At 73.9% G+C, this 25,429-nt stretch carries 25 protein-coding genes; 21 read left to right on the forward strand and 4 right to left on the reverse strand.

Annotation, left to right across the window (positions count from 1 at the left end):
• Positions 1-16: 16 nt before the first annotated feature.
• Complete coding sequence (locus tag FJK98_RS04705; protein ID WP_145917934.1) at positions 17-1,027, reverse strand: hypothetical protein; 1,011 nt, start codon at positions 1,025-1,027, stop codon at positions 17-19.
• Positions 1,028-1,110: 83 nt separating this feature from the next.
• On the opposite strand from FJK98_RS04705, the gene FJK98_RS04710 reads away from it, so the two are divergent.
• Positions 1,111-2,151, forward strand: coding sequence for a S66 peptidase family protein (locus FJK98_RS04710; RefSeq protein WP_145917935.1), 1,041 nt, complete (start codon positions 1,111-1,113; stop codon positions 2,149-2,151).
• Here the strand turns inward: FJK98_RS04710 and FJK98_RS04715 are convergent.
• Entirely contained in the window at positions 2,145-2,369 is a 225-nt protein-coding gene (locus FJK98_RS04715) for a FadR/GntR family transcriptional regulator (RefSeq protein ID WP_145917936.1), read from the reverse strand. The genes FJK98_RS04710 and FJK98_RS04715 overlap by 7 nt on opposite strands.
• 357 nt (positions 2,370-2,726) lie before the next feature.
• Between FJK98_RS04715 and FJK98_RS04720 the strand changes: the two genes are divergently transcribed.
• The 5 genes from FJK98_RS04720 (at position 2,727) to FJK98_RS04740 (ending at position 10,386) form a co-directional block, all read left to right on the forward strand.
• Positions 2,727-2,918 carry a hypothetical protein gene (locus tag FJK98_RS04720; RefSeq protein WP_145917937.1) on the forward strand — a complete coding sequence of 64 codons (192 nt, stop codon included), beginning with the start codon at positions 2,727-2,729 and terminating at the stop codon, positions 2,916-2,918.
• A 207-nt stretch (positions 2,919-3,125) separates the two neighbouring features.
• Positions 3,126-6,779, forward strand: coding sequence for a transcription-repair coupling factor (gene mfd, locus FJK98_RS04725; protein ID WP_145917938.1), 3,654 nt, complete (start codon positions 3,126-3,128; stop codon positions 6,777-6,779).
• 109 nt (positions 6,780-6,888) lie between these two features.
• Positions 6,889-7,674 (forward strand): hypothetical protein, encoded by a 786-nt coding sequence (locus FJK98_RS04730; RefSeq protein WP_145917939.1) that lies wholly within the window; start codon positions 6,889-6,891, stop codon positions 7,672-7,674.
• Between the two features lie 2 nt (positions 7,675-7,676).
• The gene (locus FJK98_RS04735) at positions 7,677-8,660 is read left to right on the forward strand and encodes a nucleoside triphosphate pyrophosphohydrolase (protein WP_145917940.1); all 984 of its coding nucleotides are present in this window, start codon (positions 7,677-7,679) and stop codon (positions 8,658-8,660) included.
• Positions 8,661-8,766: 106 nt separating this feature from the next.
• Positions 8,767-10,386, forward strand: coding sequence for a DUF885 domain-containing protein (locus tag FJK98_RS04740; protein ID WP_145917941.1), 1,620 nt, complete (start codon positions 8,767-8,769; stop codon positions 10,384-10,386).
• 11 nt (positions 10,387-10,397) lie between these two features.
• On the opposite strand, the gene nudC is transcribed toward FJK98_RS04740, so the two are convergent.
• Entirely contained in the window at positions 10,398-11,240 is an 843-nt protein-coding gene (gene nudC / locus FJK98_RS04745) for an NAD(+) diphosphatase (RefSeq protein WP_145917942.1), read from the reverse strand.
• Complete coding sequence (locus FJK98_RS04750; protein WP_145917943.1) at positions 11,237-11,929, reverse strand: hypothetical protein; 693 nt, start codon at positions 11,927-11,929, stop codon at positions 11,237-11,239. The genes nudC and FJK98_RS04750 overlap by 4 nt, the downstream gene beginning before the upstream one ends.
• A 223-nt stretch (positions 11,930-12,152) precedes the next feature.
• Between FJK98_RS04750 and eno the strand changes: the two genes are divergently transcribed.
• The 15 genes from eno (at position 12,153) to FJK98_RS04825 (ending at position 25,428) form a co-directional block, all read left to right on the forward strand.
• Positions 12,153-13,436: a phosphopyruvate hydratase gene (eno, locus tag FJK98_RS04755; RefSeq protein WP_145917944.1), complete on the forward strand. Its 1,284-nt coding sequence runs from the start codon at positions 12,153-12,155 to the stop codon at positions 13,434-13,436.
• A 32-nt stretch (positions 13,437-13,468) separates the two neighbouring features.
• On the forward strand, positions 13,469-14,092 hold the full coding sequence (locus FJK98_RS04760) for a septum formation initiator family protein (RefSeq protein WP_145917945.1): 624 nt from the start codon (positions 13,469-13,471) through the stop codon (positions 14,090-14,092).
• Between the two features lie 34 nt (positions 14,093-14,126).
• Positions 14,127-14,684, forward strand: a complete 558-nt coding sequence (locus FJK98_RS04765; protein ID WP_145922568.1) for a DUF501 domain-containing protein — start codon at positions 14,127-14,129, stop codon at positions 14,682-14,684.
• A gap of 1 nt (position 14,685) precedes the next feature.
• Positions 14,686-15,192, forward strand: coding sequence for an amino-acid N-acetyltransferase (locus FJK98_RS04770; RefSeq protein WP_145917946.1), 507 nt, complete (start codon positions 14,686-14,688; stop codon positions 15,190-15,192).
• 111 nt (positions 15,193-15,303) lie between these two features.
• Positions 15,304-16,533, forward strand: coding sequence for a hypothetical protein (locus FJK98_RS04775; RefSeq protein ID WP_145917947.1), 1,230 nt, complete (start codon positions 15,304-15,306; stop codon positions 16,531-16,533).
• Positions 16,534-16,749: 216 nt separating this feature from the next.
• Positions 16,750-17,691: a Ppx/GppA phosphatase family protein gene (locus FJK98_RS04780; RefSeq protein ID WP_145922569.1), complete on the forward strand. Its 942-nt coding sequence runs from the start codon at positions 16,750-16,752 to the stop codon at positions 17,689-17,691.
• A gap of 281 nt (positions 17,692-17,972) precedes the next feature.
• Positions 17,973-18,305 (forward strand): PadR family transcriptional regulator, encoded by a 333-nt coding sequence (locus FJK98_RS04785; protein WP_145917948.1) that lies wholly within the window; start codon positions 17,973-17,975, stop codon positions 18,303-18,305.
• Complete coding sequence (locus FJK98_RS04790) at positions 18,302-19,354, forward strand: DUF1761 domain-containing protein (RefSeq protein ID WP_145917949.1); 1,053 nt, start codon at positions 18,302-18,304, stop codon at positions 19,352-19,354. Before FJK98_RS04785 ends, FJK98_RS04790 begins: the two co-directional genes overlap by 4 nt.
• A gap of 108 nt (positions 19,355-19,462) precedes the next feature.
• On the forward strand, positions 19,463-19,954 hold the full coding sequence (locus FJK98_RS04795) for a hypothetical protein (RefSeq protein ID WP_228543412.1): 492 nt from the start codon (positions 19,463-19,465) through the stop codon (positions 19,952-19,954).
• 238 nt (positions 19,955-20,192) lie between these two features.
• Positions 20,193-20,879, forward strand: coding sequence for a dienelactone hydrolase family protein (locus FJK98_RS04800; RefSeq protein WP_145922572.1), 687 nt, complete (start codon positions 20,193-20,195; stop codon positions 20,877-20,879).
• Positions 20,872-21,672 (forward strand): uracil-DNA glycosylase, encoded by an 801-nt coding sequence (locus FJK98_RS04805; protein ID WP_305070357.1) that lies wholly within the window; start codon positions 20,872-20,874, stop codon positions 21,670-21,672. The genes FJK98_RS04800 and FJK98_RS04805 overlap by 8 nt, the downstream gene beginning before the upstream one ends.
• Positions 21,673-21,691: 19 nt before the next feature.
• A complete protein-coding gene (locus FJK98_RS04810; protein ID WP_145922573.1) occupies positions 21,692-22,429 on the forward strand; it encodes a DUF4129 domain-containing protein in 738 nt (245 codons plus the stop codon).
• Between the two features lie 34 nt (positions 22,430-22,463).
• Complete coding sequence (locus FJK98_RS04815) at positions 22,464-23,051, forward strand: hypothetical protein (protein ID WP_145917950.1); 588 nt, start codon at positions 22,464-22,466, stop codon at positions 23,049-23,051.
• Positions 23,051-24,058 carry a MoxR family ATPase gene (locus FJK98_RS04820; RefSeq protein ID WP_145917951.1) on the forward strand — a complete coding sequence of 336 codons (1,008 nt, stop codon included), beginning with the start codon at positions 23,051-23,053 and terminating at the stop codon, positions 24,056-24,058. Before FJK98_RS04815 ends, FJK98_RS04820 begins: the two co-directional genes overlap by 1 nt.
• A 5-nt stretch (positions 24,059-24,063) precedes the next feature.
• Entirely contained in the window at positions 24,064-25,428 is a 1,365-nt protein-coding gene (locus FJK98_RS04825) for a DUF58 domain-containing protein (protein ID WP_370517001.1), read from the forward strand.
• The last annotated feature ends 1 nt before the right edge of the window (position 25,429 follow it).

The following is a 25,429-nucleotide window of genomic DNA, read 5'->3' on the forward strand; positions in this document are numbered from 1 at the left end:
GTCACCTTCCCCACGATCACCGCGCGCCACGTCCGGCCCCGGCCCGGCGTCCCCGGAACAGGGCGGCGGTGAGCAGGCCGAGCACCCCGAGGGCGACCCAGGTCAGCAGCCCGGCAAGCGGCCAGCGGGCCGAGCGCCAGTCGAAGTAGACGGCCGATTTGAGTAGGTCGGTGGCGAGACCGGGGACGTTCCAGCGGTGCATGCCGCGCAGCGCGGCGGGCAGGAACTCCGGGGCGTAGATGCCGCCCGAGCCGGGGTTGCCGAGTACCACCAGCAGCAGGATCACCAGTCCGGTGCCGAGCAGCCCCAGCCAGCCCTGTACGGCGGCGGCGACCATCGCGGCGGTGAAGACGGTGAGCACGCCGACCGCCGCCACGGCGACCAGGTCGTGGTCCCAGACGTCGAGCACCGGGCCGACCAGCACCGCGCCGATGATCCCGAGCAGCAGCGCGTGGACGGCCAGCGAGCCGATCCGCAGTCCGGCCCGGCGCAGCCCGCGCGGGGCGGTGCCGAGCGAGACGCCGAGCGCGGTCGAGGCGAGGTAGCCGCCGAGCACCAGCCCGACGGCCAGGTAGAACGGCACCAGGCCGCGCGGGTCGTCGGGGGAGACGGGCACCTGGTCGGTGACGGTGAGCGGCACCCCGGCCTGCTGGGCGGCCGGGGTGAGGACCCCGGTGACCAGTTCGGTGGCGGCCGGCGCGGAGGCGCTGGCGGTGGCGAGGGTGAGCGTGCCGTCGGGGGCGGAGGTGAGCACGGCGTACACCTGGCGGGCGGTGAGGGCGTCGTCGGCCGCGCCGGGGTCGGCGTACCGGACGGGTTCGATGGTGTCGGTGCGGGCCCGCACGGCGGTCAGCAGCGACTCGGCGCGTTGGTCGCCGGTCACCACGCCGACCGGCACGTCCCGGGGGTGCGGCTGGTGCAGCGCGCCGACGTAGGCCGCGATGAACGCGGTGGCCAGCGCCAGCGTGCCGACCAGCAGCGCCGCCGTGCGGGGCAGCCAGTCCCGGGTCCGCGGCTCCTCGTCCACCGGCTCAGCCTATGGCCGTTAATGCCTGATCTGTGGAGTTTTGTCGGGTGAAAACCGGTGGGAGTGGGCGGTAGGTTCCGATCATGGCCCCTCCCGCGTACCCCGCCAAGCCGAAGCCGGGCGACCGGGTCGCCGTGGTCTCCCCCTCCGCCGGCCTGCCCGGTCTCTTCCCCCACGTGTACGAGCTGGGCCTGCGCCGGCTGCGCGAGGAGCTCCACCTGGAGCCGGTGGAGTACCCGACCACCCGGCAGATCCGGGCCGACCCCCGGGACCGGGCACGCGACCTGACCGCCGCCTTCGCCGACCCTACGGTGACCGCCGTGCTCGCCACCGTCGGCGGGGACGACCTGATCACCGTCACCCCGCACCTGGACGACGCGGTGCTGCGGGCCAACCCGAAGCCCTACTTCGGCTACTCGGACAACACCAACGTCCTCAACCACCTGCACCGGCTGGGGATGGTGGCCTACCACGGCGGCTCGGTACTGGTGCACCTCGGCCGGCCCGGCGCGCCGCACCCGCTGACCCTCGACTCGCTGCGCGCCGCCCTGTTCACCTCCGACTGGTACGAGCTGACCCCCGCGCCGCAGTGGGGTGACGAACCGGGCGACTGGCGGAACCCGGCCACGCTCGCGGTCGAACCGCCGATGCTCCCCGGTGAGGGCTGGCGCTGGCGGGGCCCGTCGACGGTCGTCGAGGGCCGCACCTGGGGCGGCTGCCTGGAGATCCTGCACTGGCTGATGGCCGCCGACCGGGTGCCGTCGGCCGCCGAGCTGGCCGGGTCGGTGCTCGTCATCGAGACCTCCAACGAGCTGCCCGACGCGCAGGAGGTGTTCCGGATCGTCCGGAACATGGGTGAGCGGGGGCTGCTCGCCGCCTTCCCGGCGATCGTCGTCGGCCGGCCCAAGGCGTGGGACTTCGAACGGCAGCTGCCGGTGCCGGAACGGCTGGCCTGGGCCGCCGCCCAGCGTGGCGCGATCACCCGGGCGCTCGCGGACTACCACCCGGACGCGGTGGTGGTCTTCGACGTCGACCTCGGCCACACCGACCCGCAGTTGATCGTCCCGTACGGCGGGGAGATCGTGGTCGACGCGGTCGAACGCCGCATCATGGTCCGCTACTGAGCGGCCGGGTCCCGGACGTAGACGCCCTCGCCCTGTCTTCCCTCGATCAGCCCTTCGGCCTTGAGGATGAGCAGGGCGGTCCGGACCGAGCCGTAGGAGACGCCGTACGTCTCGATGAGGCCCTTGGTCGTGGGTAGCTGATCACCCGGTATCAGTTTTCCGGCGCGGATCTGATCGCGGATGGCTGATGCCACCTGCTCATATTTGGGTGTGTTCATGGTGTCTCCCTGGCTCGCAGGGCCAAGTAGATCACCACAAGTTGACAGCGTCTATAACGTCGACAGTGTCGACAATGTCGACGTCCGGCTATAAGCTGACCTCGCTGACCTGGCTCGCAACCGGTTGAGCATCACCAACAGGGCGGCCCGGGGTGGAGGTGGCACTCCGCTCCCCGGGCCTTGACCAGGAAAGGACCCTGGCCCATGGGCAACCTACCGAATCCCCCGCACCTGGTGAGTCCCGTCCGACCGTCGAACTCCGGCCATCCGCCGTGGTGACTGCGTGGTCCGGACTGCGCCGGCCCGAACGATCTGCACCTGTCCCGACTCCTCGACGCGGCCGTACACGGCGACGAGGTGATCCAGGTCCGGCTCGGCCTGTGGCGCATGGATATCGGCCCGACCCCGCCGTCCGGGCTGCTGTTGGAGTGCTCGGCCGGCGAGGAGGTCGACCGCTGGCCGATCGGCCTCGCCCAGTCCCGCCGCCTGGCCCGCCTGTCCCACCACCTGATCAACCAGCTCGACCCGCGCCTGACCCGCGCCGCCTGAACACCTCCCGGGTGGGGCGTCGCAATGTCATGGATGTAGTGGTGTCTGCGAGCGGGGATGCCGCTACATCCGCGACATTGTGATGATCTTGCAGCGGGGCCCGGTCACGCCGGGGCGGGCGGGGATAGGCTGGTCGACGTGCACCCCCCGTCCGGCTGGACGAGGGGCAGCAGTCGTGCGCGTCGACTCCTCTGGAAGTGATCACTGATGCTCACCGGACTCTTCTCCGCCGCCCTGGCCGATCCCGGGCTGGCCCGCGCGCGTGACCTGGCGCGCTCCGGTGCCGCCCAGGTCGACGGGCTCGACCTCACCGCCCCGGCGGCGCTGCGCCCGTTCGCCGTGGCCGCCGTCGCCGCCGACGAGGCGGTCGGCGGGGCCGGCCGGCCCGTGCTGGCGGTCACCGCCACCAGCCGGGAGGCCGACGACCTGGCCGCCGCGCTGGGCAGCCTGCTCCCGGCCGGGCAGGTCGCGGTCTTCCCGTCCTGGGAGACGCTGCCGCACGAGCGGCTCTCGCCCCGTTCCGACACCGTCGGCCGCCGGCTGGCCGTGCTGCGCCGCCTCGCCCACCCGGACGCGCCGGGCCCGCACACCGTCCGCGCCGACGCCGACGCCGGCCCGCTGCGGGTGGTGGTGGCGCCCGTCCGGTCGCTGCTGCAACCGCAGCTCAAGGGCCTCGGCGACCTGGAGCCGGTGCAGCTCGCCGCCGGTGAGGAGGTCGACCTGGAGCAGGTCGCCCGCCGGCTCACCGACCTGGCGTACGCCCGGGTCGACCTGGTCACCAAGCGCGGCGAGTTCGCGGTACGCGGCGGCATCCTGGACGTCTTCCCGCCCACCGACGAGCACCCGTCCCGGGTCGAGTTCTGGGGCGACGAGGTGGAGGAGATCCGCACCTTCGCCGTCGCCGACCAGCGCACCATCGAGGGCGTACCGCAGCTCTGGGCCCCGCCGTGCCGGGAGCTGCTGCTGACCCCGGCGGTGCGCCGGCGGGCCGCCGCGCTCGCCGGGGAGCACCCGGAGTTGGCCGAGATCCTCGACAAGCTGGCCGAGGGCATCCCGGTCGAGGGGATGGAGTCGCTGGCCCCGGCGCTGATCGGCAGCGACAACCTGGAACTGCTGGTGGACACCATGCCCGTCGGCACCCACGTGCTGCTCTGCGACCCGGAGCGGATCCGCACCCGGGCGCACGACCTGGTGCGTACCTCGGAGGAGTTCCTCCAGGCGAGCTGGGCCGCGGCCGCCGTCGGCGGCCAGGCCCCGGTCGACCTCGGCGCCGCCGCCTTCAAGTCCCTGGCCGAGGTACGCGCCGCCGCCCGCGCCCTGCGCCAGCCCTGGTGGACCCTCGCCCCGTTCGGGCTGGTCGAGGCGGACGCCGCCGCACCGGCCCGACAGCCCTGGGAGGACGCGCCGACCGGGGCGGACGTCACCCCCGACGACGCGATCGCGGTGAGCCTGGCCGCCCAGCCGGCCCCGCTCTACCACGGCGAGACCGACCGGTTGGTCGACGACCTGAAGCGCTGGACCGGCGACGGCTGGTCGGTGTCGCTGGTCTTCGAGGGGCACGGTCCCGCCCAGCGGGCCGTCGAGGTGCTCCGCGACGCCGGGTTGGGTGCCCGGCTCACCGAGCAGGTGCCGGCCGCGCCCGCCCCCGGCGAGGTGCTGGTCTCCTGCGGCTGCCTCACCGCCGGCTTCGTCGACGAGGCGTCGAGGTTCGTGCTGCTCACCGGCAACGACGTCACCGGCGGCCGGGGCACCACCACCCGGGACATGCGCCGGATGCCGAGCCGGCGGCGCAACACCATCGACCCGCTGGAGCTGAAGGCCGGCGACTTCGTCGTGCACGAGCAGCACGGCATCGGCCGGTACGTCGAGCTGGTGCAGCGCACCGTCAACGGCGCGTCCCGGGAATACCTCGTCATCGAGTACGCGGCCAGCAAGCGCGGCCAGCCCGGCGACCGGCTGTTCGTCCCCACCGACCAGCTCGACCAGCTCTCCCGCTACGTCGGCGGCGAGCAGCCCACCCTGCACAAGATGGGCGGCTCGGACTGGCAGAAGTCCAAGGCCCGCGCCCGCAAGGCGGTCCGGGAGATCGCCGCCCAGCTCATCCAGCTCTACGCCGCCCGCAAGGCGTCCAAGGGGCACGCGTTCGCCCCGGACTCCCCGTGGCAGCGGGAGCTGGAGGACGCCTTCCCGTGGCAGGAGACGCCCGACCAGATGGCCGCCATCGAGGAGGTCAAGCGGGACATGGAGCAGACCGTCCCGATGGACCGGCTGATCTGCGGCGACGTCGGGTACGGCAAGACCGAGATCGCCGTCCGGGCGGCGTTCAAGGCGGTGCAGGACGGCAAGCAGGTGGCGGTGCTGGTGCCGACGACGCTGCTGGTGCAGCAGCACTACAACACGTTCGCCGAGCGGATGAACCAGTTCCCGGTGACCATCCGCCAGCTCTCCCGGTTCCAGACCGCCAAGGAGAGCGAACGGACGCTGGAGATGGTCGCCGACGGCACCGTCGACATCGTCATCGGCACCCACCGGCTGCTCCAGACGGCCACCCGGTTCAAGTCCCTCGGCATGGTGATCATCGACGAGGAGCAGCGGTTCGGCGTCGAGCACAAGGAACACCTCAAGACGCTGCGCGCCTCGGTCGACGTGCTGAGCATGTCGGCCACCCCGATCCCGAGGACGCTGGAGATGGCGATCACCGGCATCCGGGAGATGTCGACCATCGCCACCCCGCCGGAGGAGCGGCACCCGGTACTGACCTTCGTCGGGTCGTACGACGACCGGCAGGTGGCCGCGTCGATCCACCGTGAGCTGCTCCGCGACGGGCAGGTCTTCTACCTGCACAACCGGGTCGAGTCGATCGACCGGACGGCGCGCAAACTGCGCGAGCTGGTGCCCGAGGCGCGGGTGGCGGTGGCCCACGGGCAGATGGGCGAGGAGGCCCTGGAGAAGGTGATGGTCGGCTTCTGGGAGAAGGAGTTCGACGTCCTGGTCTGCACCACCATCGTCGAGTCCGGCATCGACATCCCGAACGCCAACACGCTGATCGTGGAGCGGGCCGACCTGCTCGGCCTGGCCCAGCTGCACCAGATCCGGGGCCGGGTGGGCCGGGGCCGGGAGCGGGCGTACGCGTACTTCCTCTACCCGCCGGAGAAGCCGCTTACCGAGCACGCGCACGAGCGGCTGGCCACCATCGCGCAGCACACCGAGCTGGGCGCGGGCATGTACGTGGCGATGAAGGACCTGGAGATCCGGGGCGCCGGCAACCTGCTCGGCGGCGAACAGTCCGGGCACATCGAGGGCGTCGGGTTCGACCTGTACGTCCGGATGGTCGGCGAGGCGGTGTCGGCGTTCAAGGGGGAGAGGACCGAGGAGGAGACCGACGTCAAGATCGACCTCCCGATCGACGCGCACCTGCCGCACGACTACGTCGGGGTGGAACGGCTGCGGCTGGAGATGTACCGCAAGCTCGCCGAGGCGCGCGACGACGCGCGGCTGCGCGAGGTGGTGGCCGAGATGACCGACCGGTACGGCGAACCGCCCGCCCCGGTGCAGAACCTGGTCGCGGTGGCCCGGTTCCGGCTGCTGGCCCGCCGCTACGGCCTGACCGACGTGTCGATGCAGGGCAAGCACCTCCGGTTCGGGCCGCTGCCGCTGCCCGACTCGAAGCAGTTGCGGCTCAAGCGCTACCACCCGGACTCGGTCTACAAGCAGGCCACCGACCAGGTCAGCGTGCCCCGGCCGAGCACCCGCCGGGTCGGCGGCGAGCCGCTGCGCGACCAGGCGCTGCTGGAGTGGTGCGCCCAACTCCTCGCCGACGTCCTCGGCGAACCGGCCGCGCTGGCGGGGGCGCGGGGATGAGCGGTCCGTCGCCCGCCCGGTGCGGAGCGCGGCACGGGGCGTCGGGCGGGGCCGCAGCGCACGGTGGGCGGCGTCACCGTACACAGGCAGGCATGAGAGAGTGACCGTCATGCGTGCACGCCGTCTCATCGCCGCCGCCAGCGTCGCGGCCCTGGGTGTCCTCTCCCTCACCGCCTGCGGCAAGGCATCTCCGGATGTGGCCGCATACATCGGCGACAGTCGCTACTCGGTGGCCCGGGTGGACGCGATCTACACCGACGCGCAGACGAGGTACGCCGAGGCGGTGCGCCAGGGCGCGGCCCAGTCCGGCCAGACCCCCGGCCCGGAGCAGTTGCGGGCCGGGGTGACCCGGCAGGACGTGGTGAACCTGCTGGTCAGCATCGACCTGGGTAAGCGGGTCGCGGCCGAGAAGAACCTCCAGGTCCCCGACCAGATCACCCCGGACCAGCTGGCCCAGCAGCTCCAGATGCCGCCGCAGGCGGAGTTCGCGAAGCTGTGGGGCGAGTGGGCCGACCTGTTCGTCGTGCTCAGCCAGCAGTTGCCGCCGGCCGACCTGAGCGACGAGTCGGTGATGGCGGTCTACCACGCGATCGAGAAGACCGGCGGCATCGACCGGGGGCTGTCGGTGGCGCAGGTGCGGCAGCTCTTCGGTGACGGCGGTTTCGTCCGCAGCTCGTCGGCGTTGAGCGCCGCGCTGGGCGAGCAGGCCGACAAGGTCGACGTCGAAGTCAACCCCCGGTACCGGCCGCTCGGCGTTCCCGCCTGGGTCAACAAGGGCCAGGAGCTGGTCTTCTACGCGCTGCCGTACATCGACGCGAGCGGCCCGGTGACCGACGTGTCGACGCCCGAGCCGGTCGCCAGCCCGACCCCGGAGCAGGGGCCGGCGGCCTCCTGAGCATGTCCGACCGGATCGTCCTGCTGGTCACCTCGCCCCGGTTGCCGGCCGGTCTGCTGACCGCCGCCGCCTGGGACACGCTGCGCTCCGCGCCGGTGCTGACCGGCGCGGAGGGTGCCCAGGTCACGGCGGTACGCGCGGCGGGCGTCACGGTCACCGTCGTCTCCGGCGGGGCCGGCGACGCGCTGCTCGACGCGGCGGCGGCACACGGCACGGCGGTCTGGCTGGCCGGCCCGACCGGCGACGAGTCCCTGGCCCGGGAGGTGGGCCTGCGGCTGGCCCGGCAGCCGGGGCTGGCCGAGCTGGAGCTGATGTACGGCTCGTGGGACCCGCCGGGGGCCCGGCTGCTCGACGCGGTCGAGGTGATGGACCGGCTCGCCTCGCCGGGCGGCGACCCGTGGAAGCGGGCGCAGACCCACCGCAGCCTCGCCGGCTTCCTGATCGAGGAGTGCTACGAGGCGTACGACGCGATCAGCGACGGTGACACCGACGCGTTGCGCGAGGAACTGGGCGACGTGCTGCTCCAGGTGCTGCTGCACGCCCGCCTCGCGGAGAACCTGCCCGAGGACGAGCGGTGGAGCGTCGACGACGTGGCCGGCACGCTGGTCGACAAGATGGTCCGCCGTAACCCGCACGTCTTCTCCGGTGCGCAGGCGGGTTCGCTGGCCGAGATCGAGGCGAACTGGGAGCGGATCAAGCAGGCCGAGAAGGCCCGCGCGTCGGTGCTCGACGGCATCGCCCTGAGCCAGCCCGCCCTGGCCCTGGCGGCCAAGGTGCTGGACCGCGCCGGCCGGGCCGGCCTGACCGTCCCCCTGCCGTCCCCCGACGCCCAACCCGACCCGGAGTCCCGCCTGGGTGCCACCCTGCTGGCCCTGGTGGCCCAGGCCCGCCGCGCCGGCCTGGACCCCGAAGCGGCCCTCCGCCACACCACCCTCGCCCACACCCGAACCCTCCGCACCACCGAACCCCCCACCCCGTCGAGTTGACCAAGAGGTTTGCGTCAGATCCGCGCGCCCCGGTGACGCGAAGCTCTTGATCGACGGGGTCGGCGCGCGGCCGGTGGGGGACCGGCGGGGTGGGTAGGGTCGGGGGATGGGTGCATTCGTGCCGCTGGCGGAGCGGATCGTCGAGGCCGTGCTGGAGAGCCGGCCCGGGTTCGCCACGTCGGCCGGGGACCACCGCTACGACGACCGGCTGCCCGATCTGTCCGCCCCGGCGGTCGCCGCCGACCAGGCGATGCTGCGGGAGGCCGCCGACGCGCTCGCCGAGGTCGACGCGGATTCCCTCGACGTCGAGGAGCAGGTCGACCACGCGCTGCTCGCCGCCCTGGTCGACCGGGAACTGTTCGAGCTGAGCGAGATCCGGGCCTTCGAGTGGGACCCGCTGGTGCACAACCCCGGCCCGCTGCTGCACGCCCTGCTCGCCCGCCCGTACGCGCCGGTGGAGCAGCGGCTGGCGCACCTGGTCGGGCGGCTGACCGCCGTACCCGACGCGTTGGCGACCGCGCGGGCGACGCTACGGGACATGCCCCGGGTGCACGCCGAGACGGCGGTCGGGCAGTTCGCCGGCAGCGCCGCGCTGATCCGCGACGAGGTGCCGCTGCTGCTCGCCCGGGCCCCCGCGCTGGCCGGCACGGTGGAGCCGGCGGCGACGGCGGCGATCGCCGCGCTCGACGAGTTCGTCGGCTGGCTGCGCGCCGGGCTGGCCGCCGACGCCGGGCCGGGCCGCGACCCCCGGCTGGGCCGCCGCCGCTGGGAGGCCCGGCTCTGGCACACCCTCGACACCGAGCTGGGCGCGGCCGAGGTGCAGCGCCGCGCCTGGGCCAACCTGGACCGGGTCACCGCCGAGATCCGCGCCGCCGCCGTCGAGCTGGTCGGTGGCCCGGCCGACGACGCGACGGTACGCCGGGCGCTGGACCTGCTCGCCGCCGAGCACCCCGACGACCACTCCATCGTGGACCTCGCCTCGGTCACCCTCGACGAGGCCGTCGACTTCGTCCGGGCGCACGACCTGGTCAGCCTGGTCGACGACCCGTGCGTGATCCAGGAGATGCCGGAGTTCGCCCGGGGCGTCGCGGTGGCCTACTGCGACTCGCCCGGCCCGCTGGAACCGGCCGACCTGCCCACCTTCTACTGCATCGCGCCCACCCCGGCGGACTGGCCCGCCCACCGGGTCGACTCGTTCTACCGTGAGTACAACGACCACATGATCCGCAACCTGACCGTGCACGAGGCGATGCCGGGGCACTTCCTCCAGCTCGCCCACGCCCGCCGGTACGCCGGCCCCACCCGGGTCCGGGCGCTCACCGAGTCGGGGGTGTTCATCGAGGGCTGGGCGGTCTACACCGAGGAGCTGATGGCCGGCCTCGGCTTCGGTGGCCTGCCGGTCCGCCTCCAGCAGCTCAAGATGCAGCTGCGGATGACCATCAACGCCCTGCTCGACCAGCTCGTCCACTGTGACCAGATGACCGAGGCGGACGCGCTGGCGCTGATGACCGGGCGCGGCTTCCAGGAGGAGGGCGAGGCGGCCGGCAAGTGGCGGCGGGCGCTGCTCACCTCGACCCAGCTCTCCACGTACTTCGTCGGCTACAGCGAGATGGCCGACATCGCCGCCGCCCGCCCCACGGGGGTGCCGCTACGCCGGTGGCACGACGCGATGCTCGCCCACGACTGCCCACCCCCGCGCCACCTGCGTACCCTGCTCGGCGTCTGAACCGGCCGGGTTCAGCCCCGGGCGACGACCGCGTCGATCAGCCAGCGGGAGATCGAGTACGCCGGTGGCAGCTCGGCCGGCAGCGCGTCCACCGGGAACCAGCGGGCCCGCACCAGCTCCCGCCCGTCCACCTCCGGCTCGGCGGTGGGGTCGGCGGCGGTGGCGAAGAAGCCGGCGAGCAGCACCCCCGGCCCGGAGATCGCCCAGGGCTGGCTGCCGAAGTAGTCGACGCTGCCGAGGGTCAGCCCGACCTCCTCGGTGACCTCGCGACGGACCGCCGTCTCCAACGACTCCCCGGCCTCGACGAAGCCCGCGACCAGCGCCCACAGCCCGGTCGGGCCGGACGCGTGCCGCACCAGCAGCAGCTCGGTGGGGCCACCGGCCGGCCCGGGGCGGGTGATCGCCGCCAGCACCGCCGGGGAGAGCCGCAGCGGCACGTACAGGTCGCAGGCGGGGCAGCGCCGGGCCGTCTCGCCGGGCACGTCGGCCAGCTCCGCCCGGCAGGCCCCGCACCAACGGTGGGTACGCCGGAAGGTGACCACGGCCACCGCCCGCCCGGCGAGCGTGGCGAGCGGTTCGGGTAGCTCGGCGGCGATCGCCCGCCAACTGCGCCAGCGCCCGGCCGGCCGGGTCGCCCCGTCCGACGTGGCCGCCCAGGCGGGTACCCCGTCCAGCGTGCCCAGTGGCACCCAGCCGGTCCCGTCCGGCAGCTCACCGACCCGGGGCAGGCCCCCGTCGGCGGTGGTGAGGAGCCGGTGGCCGGCGACCAGCAGGCCCAGGTCCCCGGGGGCGGGTGACGGGTCGGCGGTGTCCCCGGCGGCGGGGGCGGGGTCTGCGGGTGGGGGAACGGTCACGACGTCGCCGGCCGGCGGTCGGTCACCCCGGCGCCGGCCGGCAGGTCGAACGCCGTCGGTGCCACCGAGTCGGTGTAGCGGTCCAGGGTCAGTTCGACGGGTTGGCCGTCGAGGACCCCGGTGAAGCTGCCGAGCACACCCTCGCTGGTCACGCAGGTGTCGAAGTTCCCGGCGGCCCGCCGGACGGCGACACAGGTGGCGTGGTGCCCGGTGATCGTGGTGTCGGTCTGCTTGACCTGGGCCGCCGGGTCGAGTGCGGCCTCGGTGAGCAGGCCGATCACCGCCGGCGGGGTGACCAGGCCGGCCTTGCGGGCCTCGGTGAACAGCGGCACGGCGGCCTTGCCGGACATCAGCACCGGCGGCTCGACCGTGCACGTGGTCCGCCCGGCGGTGGTCCCGCACCGGGTGATGGCCTGCTCGGAGACGGTGATCTTGCCGGCGGTCCAGGTGTACGCGGACCGGGCCGGTTCCTTCGTCTGGGCGATGGTGAAGTCCCGGCCACCGGCGAGCCGGTACTCGGCGGTCCAGGTCCGCACCAGCGACTCGTCGAGCCGGGTGGCGAGATCGTTGATCAGATCGGCGCGGCCGAGGGTGCGTCCGGCGTCGTCCAGGGTCTGACAGCCGGTGACGGTGAGCGACGCGATGACCGACACGGCGAGCACGCGGAGGGTGGTCGAGACGGCGGGCATGGCGACCAGCGTGGTCGATCGGGTCCACCCGGCGCAAACCGGTTGCCGGTTCAGGGGTGAGAATCCGGGAATGTCCGTCCCGGCGTACCGATTAGGGGTGGGCTACGTGTCCCCGGACGCCGTGCGGCCGGACGCCGCCCGATACGCTGCGTTCAACACACCTGCCTCAGCCGCACCGTCGCGGCCCGAACCGGATTCGCACACACGAACGAGGAGCGACTCAGTGGCAACCATCGAGGGAATCGTCGCCCGGGAGATTCTCGACTCGCGGGGCAACCCCACGGTCGAGGTCGAGGTAGGGCTGGACGACGGCACGATCGCCCGCGCCGCCGTACCCTCCGGCGCCTCCACCGGCGCCTTCGAAGCGGTCGAACTGCGCGACGGTGACAAGGGCCGCTACCTGGGCAAGGGCGTCGAGAACGCGGTCGCCAACATCGAGGACAAGATCGTCGACCAGCTCATCGGCTACGAGGCCAGCGAGCAGCGGCTGATCGACCAGAAGATGCTCGACCTCGACGGCTCCGACAACAAGGGCGAGCTGGGCGCGAACGCGATCCTCGGGGTCTCGCTGGCGGTCGCCAAGGCCGCGGCCGGCAGCGCCGAGCTGAGCCTGTTCCGCTACCTGGGCGGCCCCAACGCCCACCTGCTGCCGGTGCCGATGATGAACATCCTCAACGGTGGGGCGCACGCCGACTCGAACGTCGACGTGCAGGAGTTCATGATCGCGCCGATCGGGGCGTCCAGCTTCCGGGAGGCGCTGCGCTCCGGGGCGGAGGTCTACCACGCGCTGAAGTCGGTGCTCAAGAAGAAGGACCTCTCCACCGGCCTGGGCGACGAGGGCGGCTTCGCCCCCAACCTGCCCAGCAACGCCGCCGCGCTGGACCTGATCGCTGAGGCGGTCGAGAAGGCCGGCTACCGGCTGGGCACCGACATCGTCTTCGCCCTCGACGTGGCGGCCACCGAGTTCTTCGACAACGGCAGCTACACCTTCGAGAGCGCGGCCAAGAGCGCCGAGGAGATGAGCAACTACTACACCAAGCTCATCGGCGACTACCCGATCGTCTCCATCGAGGACCCGCTGGCCGAGGACGACTGGAGCGGCTGGGCCACCCTGACCGCCGCCGTCGGTGACCGGATCCAGATCGTCGGCGACGACCTGTTCGTCACCAACCCGCAGCGCATCGCCCGGGGCATCACCGAGAAGGCCGCCAACGCGGTGCTCGTCAAGGTCAACCAGATCGGTTCGCTGACCGAGACGCTGGACGCCGTGGACCTGGCCCACCGGGCCGGCTTCAAGTGCATGATGAGCCACCGCTCCGGCGAGACCGAGGACACCACCATCGCCGACCTGGCCGTCGCCACCGGCTGCGGCCAGATCAAGACCGGTGCCCCGGCCCGGTCCGACCGGGTCGCCAAGTACAACCAGCTCCTGCGGATCGAGGAGGAGCTGGGCGACGCGGCGCGGTACGCCGGCGTCGGCGCGTTCCCGCGTTACCGTTCGGCCTGACCCGGGCGAACCTCGGGGGGAGGGGTGTGACGATGCAGCAGCGCCGCACACCGGGTGGCCAACGCCCGGCCCGCCGGCCGACCGGTCGGCCGGGCGGGGCCCGGGGCGCCCGCACGCCGCTGCGCGACGGCGGGGTCCGCGCCGAGCCGCGGACCACCGCGGCCCGCTCGCGTGGCGTCGACGGTGTCCGGTCGGCGAACCGCCCGGCGGCGGCCCGCCGGACGGCGGCCGGCGGCACCATCCGGCGGCTCACCGCACCCCACCCCCGACGGTTCACCGGGCGGGCCACCGTCCTGTTCGCGGTGCTGCTCGCGCTCGCCCTGGCCTACACCTATCCGGTCCGGGTCTACCTCGACCAGCAGGTCGACATCGAGCGGATGGAGGCCAGCCAGGCCGCCCAGCGCGAAGAGATCGCCGAGTTGTCGGCCCAGGCGGCGAAGTGGCAGGACCCCGAATACATCAAGATCAAGGCGCGGGAACGGTTCTACATGGTGGCCCCGGGCGAGACCCCGGTGATCGTGCTCAACGACGCCGACGGTGCGGCCCGCGACGCCAACGGCGGCCGGCCGCCGGCCCCGCCCAAGGCTCCCGCCCCCTGGTACGACACCCTGTGGTCGAGCGTCCGGGCGGCGAACGGCGAAGCCGCCGACCAGTGAGCAGCACCCGCGTACCGAACGAGAGATGGGCACCGTGAACGTCGTACCACCGCAGGAGCCGGCGGCGGACTCCGTACCCCCGCCGGAGCACCAGCCGGCCACCGAGGCCGACCTGGCCGCGGTGGCCGCGCAGCTCGGACGCCCGCCCCGGGGCACCCGGGCGGTGGCCCACCGCTGCCCGTGCGGCCTGCCCGACGTGGTCGAGACCACCCCCCGGCTCGCCGACGGCACCCCCTTCCCGACGCTGTTCTACCTGACCTGCCCCCGGGCGACGGCGGCGTGCAGCCGGCTGGAGTCGGCCGGGCTGATGAAGGAGATGGCCGAGCGGCTCGCCGACGACCCGGAACTGGCCGACCGGTACCGGGCCGCGCACGAGGACTACCTGGCCCGCCGGGCCGCGATCGGCGAGGTGCCGGAGATCGCCGGCATCTCCGCCGGTGGGATGCCCGGCCGGGTGAAGTGCCTGCACGTGCACCTGGGCCACGCGCTCGGTGCCGGGCCCGGTGTCAACCCGTTCGGCGACGAGACGCTCGCCCTGGTGGAGAAGTGGTGGGCGGCCGGGCCCTGCGTGGACGTGCCGACGGCCGGGTGAGATGACCGACGAGATCGAGGTACGCCGGGCCCGCACCGGCGACGTGCGCGGCATCCGGCGGCTGGTCGACACTTACACCGACGACCGGCGGCTGCTCAGCAAGGCCACCGTCACCCTCTACGAGGACGTGCAGGAGTTCCGGGTCGCGGTGGCCGGCGACGGGCGGGTGGTCGGCTGCGGCGCGCTGCACGTGATGTGGGAGGACCTCGCCGAGATCCGTACCGTGGCCGTCGACCCGGCCTGCCGGGGGCGGCGGCTCGGCCACCGGATCGTCACCGAGCTGATCGACGCCGCCCGGGAACTGGGCATCGCCCGGATCTTCGTGCTCACCTTCGAGACGGCGTTCTTCGGCGCGTTCGGGTTCACCGAGATCGACGGCGCGCCGGTGCCGCAGCCCGTCTACGAGCAGTTGCTGCGCTCCTACGACGAGGGTGTCGCCGAGTTCCTCGACCTGGAACGGGTCAAGCCGAACACCCTGGGCAACACCCGGATGCTGCTGCGCCTCTAGCCGGTGGGCGCGGTCCGCGCCCGGCACGGCAGGTTCCCGTCCGGGGCGGCGGACCGGGGGCGGTGCACAGTGGACCGGCCCCGCCTTGACCCGGCCCGGCACCCTGGGTCGGTGACGATCGTGCGCCGGTTGGGCGCGGTGCTCGCCGCCCTGGTGACCCTGTTCGCGCTGGTCGGCGTGGCCCGGCTGATCGCCCCGGCGACCGGTGGCGTCGACCGCCAGCCGCCCGGGGTGGACCGGCAACTCGACTACCTGCGCGCCGAGCTGGACGACGGTGCCGGCGACGACGCCCAGGCGATGTTCCCGGAGGGCTGGTTCTTCGCCCACGCGCTGTACGGGCTGGCCCGGGTGGAGACCGGCCTGCGGCAACCGGCCGAGGGGCGTGCCGAGGCGCTGCGGGAGGCCCGGTGGGCGCTGTCCCGGCTGGAGTCCCCGGCCGGCACGGCCCCGTTCAGCGCCGACCTGACCCCGGCGTACGGCGTCTTCCACGCCGGCTGGACGAACTGGCTGCGCGGCGGGGTGCTCGCCCTGCAACCGGCGTCGGGGCGGGACCCGGCCGAGGTACGGCGGTTCACCGAGACGTCGGCCGCGCTGGCCGCCGCGTTCGACGCCTCGGCCACGCCGTACCTCGCCGCCTACCCGGGGCAGGCGTGGCCGGTCGACTCGACGGTGGCGGTGGCCTCGCTGCGGCTGCACGACCACCTGCTGCCCGCGCGGTTCGACCGGACCACGGCACGCTGGCTGGACGGGGTACGCCAGCGGCTCGACCCGAACACCGGGCTGCTGCCGCACCGGGTCGACCCGGGCACCGGCGCGCCGGCCGAGGTGGCCCGGGGCACCTCGCAGAGCGTCATCCAGCGGTTCCTGCCGGAGATCGACCCGACCTTCGCCCGCGAGCAGTACCTGCGCTTCCGCACCGACTTCGTGGTGTCGCCGCTGGGGCTCGGGCCGGCCGTGCGGGAGTATCCGCGCGGCCTGGACGGCCCGGGGGACGTCGACTCGGGGCCGCTGCCGCTCGGGGTGAGCTTCTCCGCCACCGTGGTGACCCTCGGCGCGGCCCAGGTGCAGGGTGACGACGCGCTGGCCGGGGCGCTGGCCAACTACGGTGAGCTGGTCGGCTTTCCGCTGGACACCCCGCACACCCGGCGGTACGCCTTCGGTCTGCTCCCGATCGGCGACGCCTTCCTGGCCTGGTCGAAGACCGCCCGCCCGTGGGTCTCCGCACCCGCCGACCCGCCACCGGCGACGGTGGACCCGTGGTGGCGCGCGCCGCTGGTGGCCCTGCTGGTGCTGCTCGCCGTGCTGCCGTGGCTGCTGTGGCGTCGGCACCGGCGACGCTGACCAGGCCGGCCGGTGCTGCCGTGCGCGGTCGGCGGCGCCGGGCACCCGGCCGGTGCTGTCGTGCCCGGTCGGCGCTGCCGTGCACCAGGTCGGCGGCCGGGGGCGTCGCCGGTCCGGTCGGCGTCGCCGGGCCTGCGGTCCGTGCTGCCGGGTGCCCGGTCGGTGCCGCCGTGCGCGGGCGGCGGCTGCCGTAGGGTTGCTGCCGTGACGACGCGTGTGGCCGCCATCGACTGCGGGACGAACTCCATCCGGCTGCTGGTCGCCGAACTGCCCGACCCGTCGGCCGGGCCGCAGGCCCCGCTGGTCGACCTGGCCCGCCGGATGGAGATCGTCCGGCTCGGGCAGGGCGTCGACCGCACCGGCCGGCTGGCCCCGGAGGCGATCGAACGGACCCGGGTGGCGCTGGCCGGGTACGCCGCCGAGATCGACAAGCTGGGCGTCGACCGGGTCCGGATGTGCGCCACCTCGGCGTCCCGCGACGCGAGCAACGCGGCCGACTTCCGGGCCATGGTCGAGCAGACCCTCGGGGTTGCACCCGAGGTGGTCAGCGGCGACGAGGAGGCCCGGCTGTCGTTCACCGGCGCGGTCCGGGGGCTGCCCGCCGACGCGGAGCCGCCGTACCTGGTGGTCGACATCGGCGGCGGCTCGACCGAGTTCGTGGTGGGCACCCGTGACGGCGGGGTGCAGGCGGCGATCTCGGTCGACATCGGCTGCGTCCGGATGACCGAACGGCACCTGCACGGCGATCCGCCGACCGCCGACGAGGTCGCCGCCGCGCAGGCCGACATCGCCGCCGCCGTCGACCGGGCGCTCGCCGCCGTCCCCGGCCGGGAGGCCGCCACGCTGGTCGGGCTCGCCGGTTCGGTCACCACCGTCGTCGCCATCGCCCAGGACCTCCAGGAGTACGACCCCGAGCGCATCCACCACGCCCGGGTGCCGTACGAGCGGGTGGCCGGGGTGACCGCCGACCTGCTGGGCAGGACCGCCGCGCAGCGGCTGGCGATCCCGGTGATGCACCCGGGCCGGGCGGACGTGATCGGGGCGGGCGCGCTGGTGCTCAAGGTGATCATGGAGCGGGCCGGGATGTCCTCGGTGGTCGCCTCCGAACACGACATCCTCGACGGCATCGCCTGGAGCCAGCAGCCCACCCACGGCTGACCACCACCGTCCCGGCCCTTCTCCGCCCGCCCCCGCCGCTCGACATCGAGCCCGGTGATCAAGGGATTCACGTCAAAAGTCCCGTCGAGAATGCCCCGAACTTCTTGATCACCGGAGCGGGAGCCTGGTGATCAAGAAGTTTGCGTCAAAGATCCCGTCGAGGATGACCCGAACCTCTTGATCACCGGGGTCGGGACGGGGTGATCGACAGGCAAGGTGAGAGTCGGAGCGTGGTATCGCGTTGTTGACGGTACTGCGCACTGCGCAGTAGTGTGTGGTGCGTGGACACCACACAACTGCTCAAGGGTGTGCTCGACCTGGCCGTGCTGGCCGTCCTGCGGGATTCCGACGGCTACGGCTACGACATCCTGCGCCGGCTGCGCGAGGCCGGCCTCGACGAGGTCGGCGACGCCTCGGTCTACGGCACCCTGCGTCGGCTCTTCGCCGCCGGCCTGCTCACCACCTATGTCGTGCCGAGCGAGTCCGGCCCGCACCGCAAGTACTACGCGCTCAACGCCGCCGGCCGTGACCAGCTCACCCGCTCCGGCAAGACCTGGCGCGCGTTCGCCACGACGATGGACCAGCTGCTCGACGATCGGGGGAGGGCGGCATGACCGTCACTGGGCAGGAGATAACGGACTACGTCGAGCGGGTGCGGGCGGCGCTGGCCGATCTGCCGCCGCAGGTCCGCGAGGAGCTGACCGAGGACCTTCCGGAACACCTCGCCGAGGTCGCCGCCGAGGCCGACGGTTCCCTGGTCGACCGGCTCGGCACCCCGGAGGCGTACGCGGCGGAGCTGCGCGCCGCCGCCGGAGCGGGTGACCCGGCGGCCGGCCGGCGGGCGCTGGAACGGCGGATCGCCTCCGTGCTGGGGCGGGCCCGGGCCCGGATCGACCGGCTCGACAGCCGGTTCGGCCCCGTGTTCGGTCACGCCACGGCGGGGGAGTTCCTGCGGCTGCTGCGCCCGGCCTGGTGGGTGGCCCGCGCCTACCTGGCCGCGATGCTGCTCACCGCGATCAGCACCGACGGCCCGCTCGGCCTGCTGCCCCGACTCGACGGCAACGGGTTCGTCGGCCTGCTGATGTTCGCCGGCCTGCTCTACGGCTCCGTCTGGTTGGGTCGGCGCACCCCCGGGCTACGGTCCTGGCGGCGCTGGGCGTTGCACGCCAGTTCGGCGGTGCTGGCGATGTTCGCGATCGGCGCGGTGGCGACCGTCGACGACCACGCCCGCTCCGGCTACGACTACGGCTACGAGTCGACCTCGGTGAACAACCCGTACGACCTCGTGCAGGACGTCTACGTCTACGACAGCGAGGGGCGGTTGGTGGAGAACGCCCGGCTCTTCGACCAGAACGGCACCCCGATCCGGCTGGGCTGGCCGACCTGCGACGATCCCGCCCTGCCCGACGTCAACCCGGTGCAGCGTGGCTACCCGTACTGCCCGCAGCAGGCGCCGTTCCGGCCGCGACCGCCGGCCGTCGCCCCGCTGCCGCCCGGGTCCGGCGTCGGCCCCGGCGGGTCGCCGTCGTCGTCGCCGACCGGGCCGGGTGTCGGGCCGACGGCCGCCGCGCCGGACACCCCCGCACCTACCGGATCGGTGCCGGCCGCGTCGCCGTCGGTGTCCGCCCCGGCGGGGACGCCCCTGCCCACCGCCACCGGTTGACCTGTCGTTCCTGGGAAATGGCTGAACGGACGATGGGAACGGGACAGCACGCGCTGATCTTCGTCGCTACGTTGTCGTCTGCTCATTCACCCCTCGGAAGGAAATTCAGTGTCAGAGCAGGTCGCATCGTCCCCCGCGCCGCAGGCGGAGCAGGTGGCCCAGCCCGAACCGGTGACCCCGGTCCCCGCCGCGCAGCCGGAGGAGCGCAAGGGTGGCGGCGCGAAGAAGGCGCTCGGCATCATCGGCGCGATCGTCGCCTTCCTCGTGATCGCGGCGCTGAAGTTCGGCGTCGCCAGCGCCATCGGCAACCTCCTCAACCCCGACGAGACGGCCGAGGCGAAGGCCGGCGACTGCATCGCCGAGCTGCCGGAGGTGACCGGCACGCAGGAGAAGTCGGTAAGCGACGCCAAGGTGGTCAAGTGCACCTCGACGGAAGCCGTCTACAACGTGGTCGGCCGGGTGGAGGAGCAGACCGAGGCGCAGGCCAAGACCGGCAAGGCGTGCGAGCAGTACATCAAGGAGGGTGAGGACGGCTACGTCTTCTACAACATCGCCCCGGGCGGCAAGGGCTACCTGCTCTGCCTGACCAAGAAGGCCTGACCAGGAAGGCCCGAGCGGCAGGCCCGGGCACGGACGGCCCGACCGGACGACGATCCGCCGACGGCGGCGCGGGATTCCCGCGCCGCCGTCGGCGTGTTGCACGCCACCGTCCGGTGAACGCGAGGTATATGCCACTGTTCCGGCATCTTCCCGGCACGCGTACGGCGTGGCAGGCTACCGACACGTAGGAACGCCCTGCGACCAGCCAACGATGACTGACCGACAGGAGGACGGGCCGATGGGTGAGATGGTGCGTTACCGCCGCGACGCGGGGAGCGGCGAAGGGTATCTCGCGATACCGTCCAGCGGCACGGCCAGCCCGGCGGTCATCGTCATCCAGGACTGGTGGGGTCTCGTCCCGCACATCCGTTCGGTGGTGGACCGGTTCGCCGAGGCCGGCTTCGTCGCGCTGGCCCCCGACTTCCGGCACGGCCAGCCCGCCAGCAAGCCGAGCGAGCCCCGGCAGATGCTCAACAGCGTCCAGATGGACGAGGCGGCGGCCGACATCGCCGTGGCGGCGGAATACCTCGCCGGCCGGGCCGAGGTGACCGGCAAGGTGGGGTGCGCCGGCTTCTGCGCCGGGGCCAGCCTGGCGTTGTGGGCGGCCACCCGGGCCGAACGGATCGTCGCCACCGCCGCCTTCTACCCCCGGCTGCCGTGGGACGGGATGCCCGCCGAGTGGGCCGACTACGCGGGCAAGGCGGCCGTCGTGCACTGCTCCGAGGCCGACGGTCTGTCCGCCGCCGACGGCGTACAGACGGTGCGTCGGGCCGTCGAGAACGCCGGGGGCACCTGCCAGACGTACGACTACCCGGGCACCGCGCACGCGTTCTTCAACGAGGACCGGCCGGAGAACTTCGACCAGCGGGCCGCCGCCACCGCCTGGGCCCGTACCCTCGAACTCTTCCGGGCCAAGCTTGGCTGAGTCCCGTACCCCCGCCGAGGTGGTCGCCCGCGCCGCGCGGGCGACCGACCTGGCCGACCTCGACGCGGCGGTCAGCGACTGTTTCGCCTGCCCGCGCCTGGTCGACTGGCGGGAGGAGGTCGCCCGGACGAAGCGGGCCGCGTTCCGCGACCAGGACTACTGGGGTCGCCCGGTGCCCGGCTTCGGCGCCCCGGACAACCGCACCGGGCGCGGCGGCGCGGGCCCGCCGTCCACCGGGCCGGGTCCGGCGTCCGACGCCCGGATCGGGATACTCGGCCTGGCCCCGGCCGCCCACGGCGGCAACCGCACCGGCCGGGTCTTCACCGGGGACCGCTCCGGCGACGTGCTCTTCGCCGCCCTGCACCGCGCCGGGCTGGCCAACCAGCCGACCAGCGTCGCCGCCGACGACGGCCTCACCCTGGCCGGTGTCCGGATCTTCGCCGCCGTGCGCTGCGCGCCGCCGGACAACAGGCCCACCCCGGCCGAGCGGGACACCTGCGCCCCCTGGGTGCACCGGGAGGTGGCGCTGATCCGACCCACCCTGCGGGTGGTCGTCGCGCTGGGCGCGTTCGCCTGGGCGGCGTGGTGGCCGGTGCTACGCCAGGTGTACGGCGTCCGGCCGCCCAGCCCGCGACCGGTCTTCGGCCATGGGGCACACTGGTCCGGGTCGGCCGCTCCCGATCTGCTCGGTTGCTACCACGTCAGCCAGCAGAACACCTTCACCGGGCGGTTGACCACACAGATGCTGGACGATGTGTTCGCCCGGGCGAAACAGCTCGCGGGGGTGGACTGAGCAGCGTGGGGCGGTGGCGATGGACCTCGGCGTACTGCGCAGATGGTGGCCCGTCGCCCTGGTGACGCTGCTGCTGCTGGCCGCCGCGCTCGCCGCCGGGCACTCGTCGATCGGGGCCAGCCGCATCCCGCCGGCCGCCGACAACATCCCCTACGTGCCGGACTACCCCTCCGCCGAGCCGGCCGCGTCGATCCCGATCGAGCCGCGTACCGAGGCCGCGCAGACCCGGCCGAGCGTCCCGCAGTGGATCGCCACGGCGGCCATCGCGCTGCTCGCCACGGCGATCCTGGCCGCCCTCGGCTACCTGGCCTTCACCCTGCTGCGCGGTGCGCTGCGGCGGACCACCCGGGCGGTCCCGGTGGCGCGGGCCCGGCGTACCGCCGAGGGCACCGCGCGGGAGGTGGTGGCCGCGCTCGACGCCGGCCTGGAGGAGTTGGACGACGCCGACACCGACCCGCGTACCGCCGTCATCGCCTGCTGGGTACGGCTGGAGGAGGCCGCCACCGAGGCCGGCGTGCCACGGCGGACCGGGGACACCCCGACCGACCTGGTGACCCGGCTGCTGCGCGGCGACCCGGCGGCCGGGGTGCCCGCCATCGCCAGCGCCGACGTGCTGGACGGCTTCGCGCACGTCTACCGCGAGGCCCGCTACGCCACCCGGACGGTCGACGCCCGGATGCGCGACCAGGCCCGGGGGGCGCTGCGCCGGCTGCGCGGTGAGCTCACCGCCCTGGCCGATCCGCAGGTGCCGGCGTGACCGCCCGCCGCAGCGCACCCGGTGGGGTGGCGGGATGAGCGAGTCGACCGGCCTGGACGACCTGTTCTCCTTCGAGGAGGAACCGCCGGCCCGGACGGGACGGGCCCGGGGCGGACGCGCCCGGCAGGCGTTCCGGCTGCTGCTGACCGCCGCCGGGGTGACCGCCGTGGTCCTGGTCGGGCTGCGCGCGGTCGGCCTGCAACTGTCCCTCGGGATCGTGGTGGCCGGGGTGCTGGCGGTGCTCACCGTCCGCCGGGTCACCACCGCGCTGGCCCCGCCGCCCCCGCCCCGGGGCGGTGCCCGCGCCCCCGCCGGTGAGGAGCCGGGCACCTACAACTGGGCGGCCCGGGACGCGCTGCGGGCCGCCATCAACGGTTGGGAACGCCCGCTGGACTGGTCCTCGGGCAACCCGGAGCGGTTCACCGAACGCATCCTGCCCCGCCTCGGTGAGCTGGCCGACGAGCGGTTGCGCCAACGCCACGGCCTGACCCGGGAATCCGACCCGACCCGGGCCCGGGCCCTGCTCGGGGAGCCGCTGTGGAGTTTCCTCGACACCCCCTCCCGCCGTCCCCCGTCGCCGCGCGACCTCGCGGCGATCGTCGCCGAACTGGAGAAGATCTGATGAACGACGTGGACCGCAGCATTCCCGCCACGGAGGTCGGCCACCTGGCCCGGGCGGTGCTGGACGCGGTCGGCACGGTCGTGGTCGGCAAGCGGGAGGCCCTGGAACTGGTGCTCGCCGGCATCCTGGCCGGCGGGCACGTGCTGCTGGAGGACCTGCCGGGGCTGGGCAAGACGCTGACCGCGCGGTCCTTCGCGCAGGCCCTCGGGCTGGACTTCCGCCGGCTCCAGTTCACCCCCGACCTGCTGCCCGCCGACGTCACCGGCTCGTTCCTCTACGACCAGCGCAGCGGCGACTTCTCCTTCCGGGCCGGCCCGCTCTTCACCAACCTGCTGCTCGCCGACGAGATCAACCGGACGCCGCCGAAGACCCAGTCGGCGCTGCTGGAGGCGATGCAGGAGAAGCAGGTCTCCGTCGAGGGCGTCACCTACCGGCTCGACGAGCCGTTCCACGTCCTGGCCACCGCCAACCCGATCGAGTACGAGGGGACGTACCCGCTCCCGGAGGCGCAGCTCGACCGGTTCCTGCTGCGGGTGTCGTTCGGCTACCCGCAGCGCGACGAGGAGTGGGAGGTGCTGCGTCGCCGGATGGACCGCCGTCGCGAGGAGGCGCAGATCGAACCGGTGGTCGACGCCGGCACCCTGCGGGCGATGCAGGCCGCGCTGGAGGACGTGGTGGTGGAGGACTCCGTCGGCAGGTACATCGTGGACCTCACCGCAGCCACCCGGGAACACCCGTCGGTGCTGGTCGGCGCGTCCCCCCGGGGTTCGCTGGCGCTGCTGCTGCTGGCCCGGGTCCGGGCCGTCTTCGCCGGCCGCGACTACGTGGTGCCGGAGGACGTGAAGGAGGTGGCGGCCCCCGCGTTGGCGCACCGGATCACGTTGCGCCCGGAGATGTGGCTGCGCCGGGTCGACCCGTCGTTCGTGGTCGGTGAGGTGCTGGAGCAGACCCCGGCCCCGGCCAGCGGCGCGCTGCCCAGCTACGCGGCCGGCCGGGCCGGGCGCTGATCGTCGTGCCTGACCGTCAGGAGCCGGCGGCGGGCTGGTCGCCCACCTGGGCGCTCGGCCGGGCGGTGCTGCTCACCGGGCTGCTGCTGATCGCCGCGGTGCTGCTCGGCCGGGTCGACCTGGTCGTGCTGGCCACCCCGTTCGCGCTCGGCACCGCGTACGCGCTGCGCCGCCGGCCCACCGCCGCCCCGCAGCTGGAGATCACCGCCGGGGACGCCCAGCTGGTCGAGGGAGGCGACCTGGCCGGCGCGGTGGTGGTGGGCAATCCGGACACCGTGGCGTACGACGTGGTGGTGGTCCGGACCCGGATCTCGCCGTGGCTGTCGGTACGCCGGGCCGGCTTCGGCGGCATCGGGCTGGACGTCAGCCGCTCCGGTGGGGCCGACCGTCCGTTCGTCGCCGCGCTGTCCCGGGGCACCGCCGTCGACCTGGAGCTGACCGGCACCGCGCTGCGGTGGGGGCGGCACCCGATCGGTCCGGCCGGCGCCCGCGCCGCCGCCGCCGACGGGCTGCTGGTCTCCCGGGCGGTGCTCACCGAGCCGGTGCGGATGCGGGTGTACCCGAAGACCGAACCGTTCGAGGCGGTGGAGGCGATGCCCCGGGCCGCCGGGCTGGTCGGCGCGCACCATTCGCGGCGGCCGGGGGAGGGCGGCGAACTGGCCGGGGTACGCGTCTTCGGGCCGGGGGACCGGCTGCGCCGCATCGACTGGCGGGTGTCGCTGCGGACCCGGCAGCTGCACGTGGCGTCGACCCTGTCCGACCGGGACGCCGAGGTGGTCGTCCTGCTCGACGTGCTGGCCGAGGCGGGGCGGTCCGGCGGGGTGGCCGGGGCGGCGTCCGTGTTGGACACCACGGTCCGGGCCGCCGCCGCGATCGCCGAGCACTACCTGCACCGGGGTGACCGGGTGGCCCTGCTGGAGTACGGTCCGGCGGCGCGTCGACTGCGTCCCGCCACCGGACGCCGGCAGTACCTGACCGTCCTGGAGTGGCTGCTCGACGTACACGCCGAGTCCTCCCCGCACGAGCCGTACGACCAGGTCTTCGGCCCGCAGGTGCTCTCCGCCGACGCGCTGGTGGTGGTGCTCACCCCGCTGCTCGACGAGCGGTCCGCGCAGATGCTGGCCCGGCTGGCCCGGGGCGGCCGGTTCGTGGTGGCGGTGGACACCCTGCCGACCGACCTCGCCCCGCCCGGCGACCGGGGGTGGGCACCGGTGGCGTACCGGCTGTGGCGGCTGGACCGGGACACGATGATCACGCAACTGCGGGAGCACGGCGTGCCGGTGGTGGGGTGGGCGGGCGCGGGCAGCCTGGACCAGGTGCTGCGGGACGTCGCCCGGTTGGCGACCGCACCCCGGGTGGGTGGCCGGTGAG

Origin of the sequence: Micromonospora sp. HM134 (genome assembly GCF_007833915.1) — a bacterium.
GTDB classification, from domain to species: domain Bacteria; phylum Actinomycetota; class Actinomycetes; order Mycobacteriales; family Micromonosporaceae; genus Micromonospora; species Micromonospora wenchangensis.